Origin of the sequence: Cetobacterium somerae (assembly GCF_022430525.1) — a bacterium.
Taxonomy (GTDB): domain Bacteria; phylum Fusobacteriota; class Fusobacteriia; order Fusobacteriales; family Fusobacteriaceae; genus Cetobacterium_A.
Genome location: NZ_CP092519.1, coordinates 1,060,242 through 1,076,106 on the forward strand (window position 1 = coordinate 1,060,242; position 15,865 = coordinate 1,076,106).

The window sequence follows — 15,865 nt, forward strand, 5'->3', positions numbered from 1 at the left end:
TTTTTCAATGCTAAAATAATATATCACTTTATTATTTAAGGAGGACATTTATGAGTAATCATACAAAAACAGATCAGAACAAAATGGGAATGACAGCTCTTGCATTGATGATTTTCACATCGGTTTATGGATTCGCTAATATCGCCCTATCCTTTTTCAATATGGGATACTCTGCGATACCTTATTTCCTCTTATCAGCAGTTTTATACTTTATTCCATTCTCTCTAATTATTGCAGAGATGGCACAAGCTTTTAAAGATGACCATGGTGGAATATACACTTGGATGGAAAAATCTGTGGGTATTAAATGGGCATTCACTGGAATTTTCATGTGGTGGATATCTTATGTTGTATGGATGGTTGGAAAAGCAACTAATATGTGGATTCCTCTATCATTTGGTATCTTTGGTAAAAATATTTTTACAGATGCTAACGTTATGGCATGGACAGGATTAAAATCATCTCAGTTTTTCGGAATTATTGGAATTATATTCATGATTTACACTACTTATGTGGCTATAAAGGGTATTAAAGGAATTTCAAAGGTTGCATCAATCGGTGGAATTGCTGTTATAGCTTTAAATATTCTTCTATTTATTGGAGGAATTTTAGTTCTTTTAACTAAAGGATTGACTTTTGGAGAAACTAGCTTTAATCTATTTACTTCACCTAATCCTAACTTTGCAACTCCTGTTGCTTCATTAGGATTTCTAGTTTATTCAATCTTTGCTTTTGGTGGAATGGAAGCATCTGGTGGATTAGTTGATAATGTAAAAGATAAAAAATCATATATTGGTGGATTAACTTTTGCTGGAGCAATTATCTCTATTGGATATGCTATTGGAGTATTTTTAGTTGGAACATTTACAAACTGGGCTGATATTATGGGAGCTACTGATGTAAATGGTGAAGCAATTGTTAATTATGCAACTGTTACTTATGTTATTGTTGGACAACTTGGACTTACTATTGGAAAAATATTTAATATGAGTAACCCTGAAATCTTAAAAGTTTTATTCGCTAGATTTGCTGGATTTGGAATGTTCTTTGCATATGTTGGTGCCTTCTTTACACTAGTTTATGCGCCATTAAAACAGATGATTGATGGAACACCTGAAGAGTTATGGCCATATGGAATTGGATCTGATGACCCTGTTACTAGAACGCCTAAAAAAGCTTTAACTATGCAAGCTGTTTTCGTTGTTGTTATGATTGCACTTGTAGCTTTCGGTGGATCTGGAGCATCTAAATTCTTTGCAACTTTACAAGGAATGACTAACATTGCTATGACATTACCATATATTTTTATCTCATACGCTTATATTAGATTCTTAAATAATGATAGTATTGAAAAACCTTTCCAAGTTTTATCAAAAAATAAAAGTTTTGGTATTTTTGCTGGATGGGTAGTAACTTTAGTTGTTACTTTTGCAAATATATTCTCAGTTATGGATTTAAATGGCTCAGATGTTGGAATTTTTGGAATAAATATTCCTGGTGTATATGATGAGTTTATTATTGGACCAGTTATTTTCTCAATAATTTCATACTTAATCGTTCATCACTATGAGAAAAAAAGAAAAAAATAATATTATTTTATAAATTAAAAGGTATCTTGATAATTTCAAGATACCTTATTTTTTATATTAAAATAGTTTTTTCTTATAGTATGCATCTGCTTGATATATCGCTGCCACTGGATTATGACATAACACTCTATCTTTTACTGCAAATACAGTCACTGGTGCTTCTGAATGTTTTATAAATAATGTGTCGTGTCCTACACAAAGACCAAATAAAATATTTAAATCTGTTTGCTCTTCATTTAAATGTAAAGCTTGTCCAATAGGATTACACATAATATCATTTTTTACGTAAGTTTCTTTTTCCTCTTGAGGTATTCCTAAAAATCCTTTTAAGATAGCTCCATTTTTACAAATTACAGAAACTACTTTTAATCCGTGATGCTCTAATATCTTTACGAAAGTTTTAGCTTCTTCGTGAAGACCTGTGCAGAAAGCTAATCCTATACGCTCATATCCACATTTTTTTGCAAAAGCTATAGTTTCTTGTACACGAGTCCAGTTTGTATTTCCTTCTGCTTCAACAAGTGCTGACTGAACTGCAATTGTTAAATCATCTCCTACATGTAGATCTTTTGCTCTATTTTGCATCTCTTCATTTCTACTAGGGCAAAATACCTTTGGCATTTTCTCTTGATCTTTTGATAAACAACCTCTTGTCATACATTTTGCACAAATACTCATTTTCTCTCTCCTAACTCATTGTTTTTGTTTTTATTTTTAATACTTATAAAACTCCTAGATAACTCATTCCGTTATAAATACTAATCAAAATTATTCCTACAACCATACATAAATATATTTTGTCCACACCTTTTAATGAAAGTTTTTTTGAAATTATAGGACCAACTGTACCTCCTATTACTCCTCCTGCAACCATCATTACAAATGCTAGCCAAACAAATTCAGGTATCCCTTTAAAAATTGTTTGAGCTACACTTACTCCCTGTGAAAACAATATTATGTAGATAGAGTTTATTGCTGCCTCTTTTGAGTTTAAACCAAAACATAGATATAAAATCATTAAGTTAATTGGTCCTCCTCCAATACCTAAAAATGCAGATAATGCTCCTAAAAGAAATCCAATTCCTAGAGATACTGTTGTATTTTCTATATTAAAAGGTGTAATTTTAGATTTTTGAATAGTGAATATTAATACACCAACTGTAACTGCTGCTAAAACAAAAGATTGAACCGCTCCAGCCATATTTGGATCTCCACTTACAACTCTCACCCAATCAAACAACTGCTTTCCTAAAAGACCTCCAATAGCTGCCCCAATAGCTAAAGGTGTTCCTCTTTTTTTCTCAGGCCTTACCCCAGCTTTACTATTACGATATAATGTCATTGTTGTCATTCCAAGTACAGTACATCCTGATAAAAAGCTAATTGTCGATACCTGCATTGTTCCCAAAGCATCAAGAATTGGTTTAATAATAACTCCTCCTCCAATTCCACTTATAGCTCCTAAAATTGATGCCCCAAGACAAACTACAAAATATAATATTTCCATACTACTCCCCTCGTACTATTTTATTTTTGCTTTGTTCAATTTTATCTGATTTTTGACTTATACGTCAACACAATGTTTTTGTATTATTTATTTTGTTTATTTTTTAATCTTTAGCAGCTTTTTTAATTCACTTTTTGTAAATTTTTAGCTGCACTTTCTCCTGAGATTTTTCCAAATACTGTAATATCTGTAATAGCATTACTTCCTAAACGATTTTTTCCATGGATATCTCCTGTAACCTCTCCAGCTGCAAATAACCCCTCTATTGGATTTCCATTTTTATCTAAAACTCTACCTTTTGAGTCAATTACTAATCCTCCCATTGTATGATGAATTGCTGGAGTATTTTTTAGAATATAATATGGACCCTCTGTAAAAGCTACAAGTCCCCCTCTTTTATTAAACTCTAAATCCTTTCCATTTTTAGCATATTCATTATATTTTTCAACAGTAGTTTTCAGTTCTTTTGCATTTATTCCAAAATGTTTAGCTGCTTCATCAATAGTATCTGCCTTTACTAGGATTCCCCTTCTTAGTAGTGCTTCATATTCTCCTTTATGATGAATCGCTACTTCTGTTTTATCCAGTTGAGCTTGATCCCAGAACAGATATCCTACTCCACCAGTTTGTTTTGTTATAGCAAAAGATATCACATCTCTTCTATCTAACTCCTCAACAAAACGTTTTCCCTCTTTATTAACTAAAATTGCACTTCCGGCTAATCTTACATCTCCTGTATAAAGAAGCGCCCCATTTTCTGGATCACAAACAGGATAAGTTTGAATAAACTCCATGTCCGTTGTCGCTGCTCCAACTTTTTCTCCCATTACAATTCCATCACCAGTTATTCCAGTCGTATTAGTAGAAAGAATTTTTTCATCCATTCTTGGATCATGTTTTTTTCTCATCTCTATATTTGAACCAAATCCACCACTTGCTATAATTACTCCATTTTTTCCCATAAAGTTATGTGTCTCTGTTGGTGTTAAAGCTTTTACTCCAACAACTCTATTTCCTTCTGTTATTAATTCCACTGCATTCATCTCTAAATAAACTGGAATTCCTAACTCTTTTGCTTTTGTCATTAATTTTCCAATAACCTCTACTCCACTTGCTCCATTTGGAACTAAACTTCTTTTAATTGAATGTCCACCAAAAAACATCTGTCTATCTTCAAATACAACATTTACATAATCTTTTAACCACACAGCTCCATTTAATGCATTATCAGCTAAAACTCTTACAAGATTAGGATTACTTTCGTTATCCCCACCCTTCATTGTGTCATTAAAAAATTGATCTTTACTATCCTTTAATCCCTCTTTCTTTTGTACCCAGTTCTCTGGTGCTGCATACTCCGCTCCTGAAATAAGTGTATTTCCTCCAGGAAAAGCCATTTTCTCTATAACAGTAACATTAGCTCCATTTAGTTTTGCTTCTATCGCTGCAATTAAACCAGCTCCACCAGCTCCAATAACAACAACATCCTCTTTATGTTCTATCACTTTATCAGTAAATTTTTCTTTTACCTCTTTCACTCTTCTTAAGTCTTTTTTATACCCCGATGATTTTATTGCATTATTTATAGCTGCAATAATCCCTCTACTTGTACCTGTTGCACCAGCAACTGCATCTACTCCAAGTCCTTGTGTCTGCAAAACTTTTTTAGGAATAATATTTGCAGGTGCCTCTGATATTATTGGTGTATCTGTATTTGAAATTACTTTTACATCCTCTATTTTATCTTTAGAGAGCTTTACCTCTACTTTTATCTCACCTTTATATCCATTTGCACTTCCTAAGTATGTCCCTTCTTTAAAATTTTCTCCCATACTTAGATTCCCCATAACTACCATCAATGATAGTAATAATAATCTTTTTTTCATTTAAAAACTCCTCCGTATCTATACTAGTATATTTAATAATAATATATTTGCTTCTAAAAAACAACATTTTATCGTTTTTTTAAACTTATAATTTTTAAATATAAAAAAAAAGTAATATATACTAGATATATTACCTTAAAATTTTTAATTAATTATTATTTAGTATTGGATATAACTTTTTAAATAATTCATATTTTTCTCTATATTTACTTTCTACTATTTTATTTGGAGTTTTTGAGCTCATAACCTTTACTAAACTAGAACATGCCGTATTCACATCTTTATATATTCCATCTCCTACCATAGCAAGTATCCCTGCACCATAAGCTGGCCCTTCAGTTGAGTTCACTACATCTACATCCACTTCAAAAATGTTCGCAATTATCTGTTGCCAAAATTCACTTTTAGCTCCACCGCCACTTACTCTAACACTTCTTATATCAATATTCATATCTTTAATTATTTCCAAGGTATCTTTCAAACCAAAAGTTATTCCTTCTAATATCGCTCTAGTTATATCTCCTCTTTTATGTTGAATATTTAATCCTGTTAATGATCCTCTTGCAAAAGGATTATTGTGAGGAGTTCTTTCTCCCATTAAATATGGAAGAAAATGTAAATTTTTATCAAAGTTTGCTTCTTCTGCTTCTAATAAAAGTTTATTGTAATCTTTGGTATTTTCAATATCTTCAACCCACCACTTTAAAGATGCTGCTGCTGATAACATCACTCCCATTTGATGGTATTCACCATTCCCATGACAAAATGAGTGCAATCTTCCCTCTTTATCTACAACACACTTGGAGCTACTTGCAAAAACTACGCCTGAAGTTCCTAAGGCAACAGATAAAACTCCTTCTTTAACTGCTCCTACTCCTATTGCTCCGACAGCTTGATCTCCACCTCCTGCGACTATTTTAATATCATTTTTTAAACTTAACCTATTTTTCAAATCCTCTTTTAAAGTTCCTACAACTTCATAAGATTCAAACAATTTAGGTAACTGAGATTCTTTTATCTCTAAAAAATCTAATACCTTTTCAGACCATCTTCTATTTTTTACATCTAGTAGTAACATCCCTGATGCATCAGACATATCCGTACTATATATTCCACTTAATTTAAATGCTAAATAATCTTTTGGTAAGAGAATTTTCTTTATTTTTTTAAAATTTTCTGGCTCATTTTTTTTTACCCAAAGAATTTTTGGAGCCGTAAATCCTGTTAAAGCAACATTTCCTGTTAACTTTAAAATGTCCTTATTAAAATAACTATTTATTTCATTACACTCTAAAGACGTTCTTTGGTCGCACCATAATATTGCTGGACGTATAATCTTATCTTCCTTATCTAATAAAACAAGTCCATGCATCTGCCCACTAAAACTAATTGCTTTTACCTCGTTCTCATACCCCATCACTAATTCTTTTAGTCCTTCAAAAGTTTTATCATACCACTCCTCTGGATTTTGCTCACTCCAATTCTCTTGAGGATAGTATAATGGGTATTCTTTGCTAACTTCTTTTTTTATTTTTCCTTTATCATCAAGTAAAAGAAGCTTTACTGATGATGTTCCCAAATCTATTCCTATATACACAATTAAGCCCTCCTATCCCTTTTTTCTTTTACTTAAAATGTCAAATAAAACTGCCAAAAGTAAAATTAATCCTTTTACAACATATTGCCATGAAGGCTCTACATTCATCATGCTCATTCCATTATCTAAACTTGCCATAACTAAAGCACCTAAAATTGCACCTAAAACTGTTCCTACTCCTCCTGAAGTACTTGCTCCTCCTATATAACATGCAGCTATTGCATCTAATTCTGCATTTGTTCCTGCTGAAACTGATGCTGCAGCAAGTCTAGAAGTTAATATTAACCCAGCTATTGCTACTAATATACCATGAACAACATATATAGAAATTTTTACTCTATCAACATTTATACCTGAAAGCCTTACAGCTTCTTTATTTCCACCTACTGCATACATCAATCTTCCGAAAACTGTTTTTTTAGCTATAAATGAGAAAATTGCTATAAATATTATCAAAATCATTACGGGAGTTGGGACTCCATAATATTGATTTAAAAGAAATACTCCTGTTAACATCAACAGTGATTTCCAAAGTATTCTTATATACATATTTGTTTCAGATTCTACTTCAAGTTCATTTTCTATTTTATTTTTTCTATCTAATATACTAGAGAATATCATGAAACTGATCAAGATAAGTATTATAATATAACTTACAAAATTAGGTATATAGCTTTGTCCAATTAATTTAAAAGAGGAACTTACAGGTGCAATTGTTCTTCCTCCTGTTATACCAACTAGAATTCCTCTAAAAGCTAACATTCCAGCCAAAGTTACTATAAAAGATGGAATTTTTAAAGATACCCAAAATCCATTCCAAATACCAATTAACATTCCCAACAATAAAGTTATAATAACAACAGGAACTACTCCAAGACCTAATTTTACATTCAATATTGCTGCAATCCCACCTAATAAAGCCATTGCAGATCCAGCGGATAGATCTATTTCATTTGAAATAATAACAAAAATCATACCTATTGATATCATCCCAGTTATAGACATTTGCCTAAATAAGTTTGAAATATTTCTAGCTGTTAAAAATTTTCCATCAGTAAAAAAAGAAAAAACAATCCATATGAAAACAATTGATAATATAATCATGAATATATTTTGACTCAATATATTTTTTAAAAAACTTTTTTTATTCTTTAAAATTTTCCCTTCTACTTGCATTGTGTCATTCATATTTAACTCCTTCCTATTGCTATTTCCATTATTTTCTCTTGCGTTAAATCTTGATTATCTAAAATCCCTTTTATCTCTCCTTCATGCATAACTAAAACTCTATCACTTAAACCTAAAACTTCTGGTAATTCTGACGAAATAACAATTATCGATATTCCACTTTTTACCAACTGAAATATATATTTATATATCTCATATCTAGCACCTACATCTATTCCTCTAGTTGGTTCATCTAATATCAAAACTTTAGGTTCAATTAATAAATTTTTTCCTATGACAACTTTTTGTTGATTACCCCCACTTAAACTGCTAATTGCTATATCTAAACTTGGTGTTTTAACCTTCATATTTTTTGTCATTTTAACTATATCTGAAAGCTCTTTATTTTCTTTTATAAAAAAATTATATAAACTATAATTTCTTATATTTGATAAACTCATATTTTCTCTTACAGAAAGTAACCCTACTATTCCATCCTTTTTTCTATTCTCTGGAACCATTGCAATTCCAAGCTTAACTGCTTCATTTGTACTTTTTATTTCAATATTTTTTCCAAAATACTTTATTTCACCACAATATTTACCTTTATAAGCACCATAAATACTTGATACTAACTCCGTTCTTCCAGCACCTATAAGTCCTGCTATTCCTAGAATTTCTCCTTTTCTTAAATCAAAATTTGCATTTTTAACTCTAAATTTATTTGAAGAAAAATTTTCATAAACATTAAAATTTTTCACTTCTAAAATAGGCTCTCCTATTTCATGAGATTCATATGGAAATAAACTTCCTAACTCTCTTCCTACCATCATTTTTATAATATTTTCTTTTGTCAAATCATCTTTATCTTTAGTTCCAATCATTTTCCCATCTCTAATTACAGCTACTTGATTTGATAGCTCCATAACTTCGTTTAATTTATGGCTTATATATATACACGTAACACCATTTTTTCTTAAATCTTTTAAAATTTCAAAAAGTATTGTAACCTCTTTATCTGTTAAAGGAGCAGTTGGCTCATCTAAAATTAATAACTTTACATTTTTTAACAATGCCTTTCCAATTTCAACTAATTGTTGTTCTCCTATTCCTAAATCTTTTATTTTAGTATTAGGATCTTTATATAAATTAAGTTTTTCTAAAACTTTTTTTGCTTCTTTACACATTTCATTAAAACTCATCAATCCATATTTAGATTTAAAATTTCCTAAAAACATATTTTCCACTATACTTAATTCTTGTATCAAATTTAACTCTTGATGTATTATCGCAATTCCTAAATTTTCAGAATCCCTTATACTATTATTTTTTATTTTATTTCCATTAAATAAAATTTCTCCTGTAAAGGTACCATAAGGATAAATACCACTCAAAACCTTCATTAAGGTTGATTTTCCAGCTCCATTTTCACCGCAAAGAGAGAGAATTTCTCCCTCTCTTACAGCTAGACTTAAATTATCTAGAGCTTTAACCCCTGAAAACTCCTTAGTTATATTTTTCATTTCTAATATATTTTTTTTCAAGGTTATCACTCCTTAGTTTTATTTTCCATAGATATCTTTTTCTGTATGGAAGCCATCTTTTACTATCGTTTCTTTTATATTATCTTTTGTTACTGCAATTGGTTCTAATAAAACTGCTGGTACATCTTTTTGTCCGTTATTTACTGTTGTAGTTGTTCCTAAATTTTCATTTTTTATCATTTTTACAGATAATTTTGCTGCCTCTTTTGCAAGTTTAGGAATAGGTTTATAAACTGTTACAGTTTGTGTTCCTTCTGCAACTCTTTTTACTGCAGCTAAATCGGCATCTTGTCCAGAAATTGGCACTTTACCTGCCATGTTCTGAGCAGCTAAAGCTTGGATTGCACCTCCTGCTGTACTGTCATTTGAAGCAACTACTGCATCTATTTTATTATCATTTGCAGTTAAAGCATTTTCCATTATTTTCATAGCTTCTTCTGGTAACCAATCTTTTACCCATTGATCTCCTACTATTACTATCTCTCCACTATCAATATACGGCTGAACTGCTTTCATTTGCCCCGCTCTAAACATCTTTGCATTATTGTCAGTTGGAGATCCTCCCATCATGAAATACATTCCTTTTGGCATTGCTTCAACTATTGCTTCTCCTTGTAACTCTCCTACTTTTTCATTGTCAAAAGATATATAAGCATCAACATCTGAATTTGTTAACAATCTATCATATGCTAAAACTTTTATTCCATCCTGATGAGCTTGATCAACAATAGCTCCCATAACATCTCCATTATTAGGAATCACTACTAACAGATCAATCCCTTGAGAGATCAAATTTTCTGCATCTCTCATTTGCTTATCAGAATCTCCATTTGCTGATACTGCAACAACTTCTGCTCCTAATTTATTGGCTTCTTCTGTAAATATATCCCTATCTCTTTGCCACCTTTCCAATCTCAAATCATCAACTGTCATACCTATTTTCATTTTTGCTGCTTCTAAAGATGTGTTAAGCATAGCTCCTGCTAGTAAAAAAATTCCTAATGATAAAATTTTTTTTCTCATAACAACCTCCCCTTTTTTAATAAATATAATTATTTAAAATATTCTCTAACATCTCTTGTCTTCCAGAGTCATTTTTAATATCTTTTAATGTTAAAGCATACTTTGCTAACTCTTTTAGTGTTACTTTTCCTTCAACTATATCTTTCCCTACTCCTCTTGTATAACTTTCATATCTCTTTTCAATAAAACTTTCAAAGACTTTATCCTCTATTAATTTAGCTGCTACTTTTAATCCTTTAGCAAAAGTATCCATCCCTCCTATATAAGCATAGAATAAATCCAAAGTATCCGTTGATTCTCTTCTAACTTTAGCGTCAAAGTTTAATCCACCTGTTGTAAATCCTCCAGCCATAAGTGTTTCATACATTGCTAGTGTTGCATCATATACATCTGTAGGAAATTGATCTGTATCCCATCCTAGCAATAAGTCTCCTTTATTTGCATCTATACTACCAAACATACCATTTATTCTTGCTAAACGAAGCTCGTGTTGAAATGTATGTCCTGCTAGTGTTGCATGATTTGCTTCTATATTCATTTTAAATTTTTTATCTAAATTATATGTTCTTAAGAAGTTCATGACTGTTGCTACATCAAAATCATACTGATGTTTTGTTGGTTCTTTTGGTTTGGGTTCTATATAAAATTGACCTTTAAATCCTATTTCATCTGCATATTCTGTAGCTAAAGTTAAAAGTCTTGCTAAGTTATCTAACTCTAATTTCATATCTGTATTTAAAAGAGTTTCATAACCTTCTCTTCCTCCCCAAAAAACATACCCTTGGCCACCTAATTTTTTTGTTATATCTAATGCATTTTTAACTTGTGCTGCTGCCCATGCAAAAACATCAGCATTGCAACTTGTTCCTGCTCCATGTAAAAATCTTGGATTCGAAAACATATTTGATGTTCCCCAAAGCAGCTTTATTCCTGTTCTTTTCATTTCGCTTTCTATTAAATCAACTATTTCATCTAGATTTTTGAAATATTCTTCTAAAGTATCTGCTTCTGGAGCTATATCTTTGTCATGAAAACAAAAGTATTCTAACCCAAGTTTTTCCATAAATTCAAATCCGGCTTTTACTCTAGCTTTTGCTTTCTCCATAGGTGATAAGTTATCCCACTCTCTAACTAAAGTAGCATCTCCAAAAGGATCGTTTCCACCAGCAGTTAAAGTATGCCAATAAGACATCGCAAATTTTAAATGATCTTTCATTTTTTTCCCTAATACAATCTCTTCAGGATTATAATGTCTAAATGATAATAAATTTTTACTATCTTTCCCCTCAAATTTAATTTTTTCTACCTTTGAAAAAAATGCCATATAACTCCTCCTCGTTTTATGATTAAAGTCAATTTAATTCTATTGATGTCTTTATTACCTTTTTTTTATTTAATTGTCAAATTTTTTTTAGTTTTTTTTTATTTATAGTTAAATTGACTTTAACTTAATTTTATTATATATTATATTAAAATATTAAAGGGGTGCTTAATATGGGATATCAAAGAAAAGAAAAATTAAAAAATAAAAATAAAATTTTTAAATATATTTCATTAAATAAAATTTTTAACAAACAGGATATTTCAGAAAATTTAAATTTAAGTTTTCCAACAGTTACAAAATACATTGAAGAATTTTTAGAACAAAATATTATCGAAGAGATTGGAATAAAAAATAGTAAACATAATCGACCTTCTACAACTTATAAATTTAATCCTAACAGCTTATACTCCATAGGAATTAAACTTGAGGTTAATCGTGTTAGTTTTATTATAACTAATATATTAGGTGAAAGTTTAAGAAAAAATGAAATTCATAATAACTTTTTTAATAATCAAAATTTTGCCAAATATATTGTTCAACAACTTAAACTATTTCTACAGGGATTTGAAGAGCAAGAAAAACTTATTGGAATTGGAATATCACTACCTGGAATTGTAGATGACACTTTTAAAAAATTTGAAATAGGTACTAATTTCCAAATCTTTTCACAAGATATGAAATTCATTGAAGACGAAATGAAACTTCCTATTTTTTTGATGAATGAAGCTAATGCTGGAATTTTTGGTGAATATATTCTAAATAATTTTACACATAAAAATTTAGCATTTATATCTATTGATACTGGAATTGGTGCTGGAATTGTTTTAAATAATAAAATATATGAAGGTGATAATTTCAAAGCTGGAGAGATTGGACATATATCAATAGTTCCTGATGGGAGAGAATGTTCTTGTGGAAATACTGGGTGTTTTGAACGTTATTGCTCTAATATAGCTCTAATAAACGATTTTAAAGAAAACTTTAATTTAGAAATTCATACTTTAAACGATATATTTTTTAATGATTTACATACTACTCCTATTGGGCAAGAAATCTTAAAAAAATATACAAAATATTTAGCGAGAGCTATTCAAACACTTTTACTTATTTTTGATTTAAATAAAGTTATTATTGGAGGAGAAATCTGTTTTTATAAAGATTATTTTAATTTAGAGGAAAATCTAAAAAATTTAGTGTTTAACAATCTATTTTGTAAGGATAAAAATATTTTAGAGTTCTCAAAATATGGGGAATCTTCTAATTTAATTGGTGCTGGTTTAGCTCCATTTAGAAACTGGTCATAATATTAGAAAAATAGCTACTAATTATTAACAACTAGTAGCTGTTTTTTGAATTTTTAAAAAATATCTCCTTCTCCAAAATGTGGTGTTATATTACTTAATATTTCTGCTCCATTCTCTTTTATTAAAACCATATCTTCAATGTTAAAACCACCTAGCCCTTTTATATATAATGGTACTTCTACACATAAAACCATACCTTTCTCTAAAACTCTTTCCTCGGCTTTAGTTATCAACGGTGCTTCCCATGTTGATGGACCTAAACTAATACTATGCCCTAAATGCCCGCGTTCATACTGAGGATACTTTTCTTTTACATAGTTATACCCTATATTAAAAATTTCTTTTATCTTTACTCCAGGTTTCATATTTTCAATCATTAATCTTTGAGCTTCAAAGAGTCTAATTTTTAATTCTATCAACATTTGATCTTTTTTTCCAACAATCCATGATCTAGCAAAATCAGTTGTATAAAAACTAAAATTTTTATTTACTCCTCCATCATATTTAAATACTTCTCCATCTTTTAATTTTTTTTCAGAGGGTAACCCTAATATACTCGCATTTTCTCCAATTGCAAACATACTCCAAACACTTGGCGAAACTCCATAATTTTTTACGACCTCTTTTATATAAATATCTGCTAGCTCTTTTTCACTGATATCAACTCTTAAACTATTCATAACTTTTAACAATGCTTTATCTTGAATCTTTATTAATTCTTTAAATATTAATATCTCTTCCTCAGTCTTTACACTTCTCGAATAAATTAATTGATTTGAAATATCCACAAATTCTATATTCGGAAATATACTTTCTAATTGAGTAAAAAAATTACTTGAAATAAAATCTTTTTCTATTCCAACTTTTATTTTCTTATTTTTAGAAGTCTCAATTATATCAACTAAAAGTTTAAATATTGTTTTTTTATCGTTCTTTTTTATAAATCTATTTTTAGATATTTCTTCCTCATCTTTCACCCCAACCCAAGTATCGTAAGCAATAACTTCATAATCTTTATCTTTAACATATTTAATAACATTATTATATTCATAATCCATTACAAGAAGTTTTGTAAACTCCTCTTTTGAATTACATCTCATCACTATTGCTGCCATTCCTGCCATTCTTGAAACTGTATGTTGATGTGATGCATAACCTGAAATATAATAAAAATTTTCAGGTGAAGAGATTATTACATAATCAATATCTTTTGATATATATTTTCTAAATTGTTTTTCTGTATTTCTCATTAAAATACCTCCTCATTTTATACTAAAGGAAAAGCTCCTGGTCCTAGTGGTAATCCCAATATATACCAGATTGCAAGTAGCAGTGTCCATCCTATTAAAAATGCTAAAGAATACGGAACCATTGTTGATACTAAAGTTCCCATACCTGCTTCGTCATCATATTTTTGAGCAAATGCCACTATCAATGGAAAAAATGGCATAAGTGGTGAAATTATATTAGTACTTGAATCTCCTATTCTATAAGCCATTTGAGTTAATTCTGGAGAAAGACCAACCTTATAAAACATAGGAACAAAAATCGGAGCCATTAACGCCCATTTAGCTGTATCTACCGCCATAAATAAATTAATAATTGCAGTAAATATCACAAATGTAATTATTAGTGGCAATCCTACAAACCCAGTTTTTTCAAGTAATTCTGCTCCTTTCACCGAAATAATCGTCCCTAAGTTAGAGTATGTAAAAAATGCTACAAACTGACCTGCAAAAAATATCAAAACAAAAAATCCTGAAAGTCCTGATATACTTTTAGTCATTAGATCTATTATATCTTTATCGCTTTTCAATTTCCCTGATCCTATTCCAAAAAATATTCCTGGAATTAAAAAGAACAGCATCATAAAGAAAATTATTCCACTCATAAATGGTGACTGCATTATTGACCCTGTTTGTGGGTTTCTTAAAATTGAATTTCGAGGTAAAACCATTGCTAAAACAACAACTATGTAAATTAAAAATGAGATTAAAGCCCATCTAGTTCCTTTATGTTCTGCCTCTGTTATATCATTAGTATGTATAAATTTAGAATAATCATATTCTGGTAATCTTGGCTCAACTACTTTTTCTGTTATAAAACCACCTATAAAAGTTATTACTACAGTTGAAACAACAGAAAAATACCAATTTCCCGTTGGATGAACTATGTAATTTGGATTAATCATAGCCATTGCTTGTGTAGAAATTCCTGCAAATACAGGGTCATTCGTTCCTAGCAATATATTGGCACTCCATCCTCCAGATACTCCAGCAAATGTTGCTGCAAGTCCTGCAATTGGGTGTCTTTTGAAACTCATAAAAAGAACTGCACCTAATGGCACTAACACTACATAACCAGCTGAAGAAGCAATATTTGAAATTATTCCTAAAAATACTACAACATATGCTAAAGATTTACTATGTGTAGAATGCGCAGCTTTTCTAAGAAGAGTACTTAATAACCCTGTCCCTTCAGCAACACCAACTCCTAACATCACCGTAAAAACTGTTCCCAAAGCAAAAAATCCCGTAAAATTACTAACAATTTTTGGAATCATAGTTCTTATTCCATTTACACTTAAAATATTTACTGCTTTTACCGTTGATTCAACCATCTTTTTCTGTTGTGCATCATAGATTTCATATGTTACTTGAACTCCAGATTGAGATGCGATCATAGAAATTAGTGCTACAATTATAGTCAAAATAAAGAAAATCGTAGCTGGATGTGGTAATGAATTTCCAACCTTTTCTATTCGATCTAACCACTTCATCAAAAAATCTTTTTTCTGTTTATTAGCTTTAATACTTTTCATTTTGTCCCCCTTTATTGTAAATTTGCACTTAATTATAACATTTATTGTTTTTTTGTAAAGATATAAGTAAAAAGAAGATAATATAAAATAATTTACAAATATT

At 30.1% G+C, this 15,865-nt stretch carries 12 protein-coding genes; 2 read left to right on the top strand and 10 right to left on the bottom strand.

The features are described from left to right. The first annotated feature begins 50 nt into the window (after positions 1–50). Positions 51–1,589, top strand: a complete 1,539-nt coding sequence (yjeM, locus tag MKD34_RS04870) for a glutamate/gamma-aminobutyrate family transporter YjeM (protein ID WP_240218474.1) — start codon at positions 51–53, stop codon at positions 1,587–1,589. A 57-nt stretch (positions 1,590–1,646) separates the two neighbouring features. Here the strand turns inward: yjeM and MKD34_RS04875 are convergent, their stop codons facing one another. The 8 genes from MKD34_RS04875 to xylA all read right to left on the bottom strand — a co-directional run bounded on the left by MKD34_RS04875 (position 1,647) and on the right by xylA (position 11,637). Continuing rightward, entirely contained in the window at positions 1,647–2,267 is a 621-nt protein-coding gene (locus MKD34_RS04875) for a DUF1847 domain-containing protein (protein WP_240218476.1), read from the bottom strand. Positions 2,268–2,310: 43 nt separating this feature from the next. Next, entirely contained in the window at positions 2,311–3,096 is a 786-nt protein-coding gene (locus tag MKD34_RS04880) for a sulfite exporter TauE/SafE family protein (RefSeq protein WP_240218478.1), read from the bottom strand. 122 nt (positions 3,097–3,218) lie between these two features. Further along, entirely contained in the window at positions 3,219–4,982 is a 1,764-nt protein-coding gene (locus tag MKD34_RS04885) for a flavocytochrome c (RefSeq protein ID WP_240218480.1), read from the bottom strand. A gap of 148 nt (positions 4,983–5,130) precedes the next feature. Then, positions 5,131–6,579, bottom strand: coding sequence for a xylulokinase (gene xylB / locus MKD34_RS04890; protein WP_240218482.1), 1,449 nt, complete (start codon positions 6,577–6,579; stop codon positions 5,131–5,133). 12 nt (positions 6,580–6,591) lie between these two features. After that, on the bottom strand, positions 6,592–7,767 hold the full coding sequence (locus MKD34_RS04895; RefSeq protein ID WP_240218484.1) for a sugar ABC transporter permease: 1,176 nt from the start codon (positions 7,765–7,767) through the stop codon (positions 6,592–6,594). Between the two features lie 2 nt (positions 7,768–7,769). After that, positions 7,770–9,290: a xylose ABC transporter ATP-binding protein gene (locus MKD34_RS04900; RefSeq protein WP_240218485.1), complete on the bottom strand. Its 1,521-nt coding sequence runs from the start codon at positions 9,288–9,290 to the stop codon at positions 7,770–7,772. Positions 9,291–9,308: 18 nt separating this feature from the next. Further along, entirely contained in the window at positions 9,309–10,313 is a 1,005-nt protein-coding gene (xylF, locus tag MKD34_RS04905) for a D-xylose ABC transporter substrate-binding protein (protein ID WP_240218487.1), read from the bottom strand. A 16-nt stretch (positions 10,314–10,329) separates the two neighbouring features. Beyond that, positions 10,330–11,637 carry a xylose isomerase gene (xylA, locus tag MKD34_RS04910; RefSeq protein WP_240218489.1) on the bottom strand — a complete coding sequence of 436 codons (1,308 nt, stop codon included), beginning with the start codon at positions 11,635–11,637 and terminating at the stop codon, positions 10,330–10,332. A 170-nt stretch (positions 11,638–11,807) separates the two neighbouring features. Between xylA and MKD34_RS04915 the strand changes: the two genes are divergently transcribed. Beyond that, positions 11,808–12,941: an ROK family protein gene (locus MKD34_RS04915; protein WP_240218491.1), complete on the top strand. Its 1,134-nt coding sequence runs from the start codon at positions 11,808–11,810 to the stop codon at positions 12,939–12,941. 53 nt (positions 12,942–12,994) lie between these two features. On the opposite strand, the gene MKD34_RS04920 is transcribed toward MKD34_RS04915, so the two are convergent. Together MKD34_RS04920 and MKD34_RS04925 are read right to left on the bottom strand one after the other, a co-directional pair. After that, positions 12,995–14,191: a M24 family metallopeptidase gene (locus tag MKD34_RS04920; RefSeq protein ID WP_240218493.1), complete on the bottom strand. Its 1,197-nt coding sequence runs from the start codon at positions 14,189–14,191 to the stop codon at positions 12,995–12,997. A gap of 17 nt (positions 14,192–14,208) precedes the next feature. Then, positions 14,209–15,762: an AbgT family transporter gene (locus MKD34_RS04925; RefSeq protein ID WP_240218500.1), complete on the bottom strand. Its 1,554-nt coding sequence runs from the start codon at positions 15,760–15,762 to the stop codon at positions 14,209–14,211. Between the last annotated feature and the right edge of the window lie 103 nt (positions 15,763–15,865).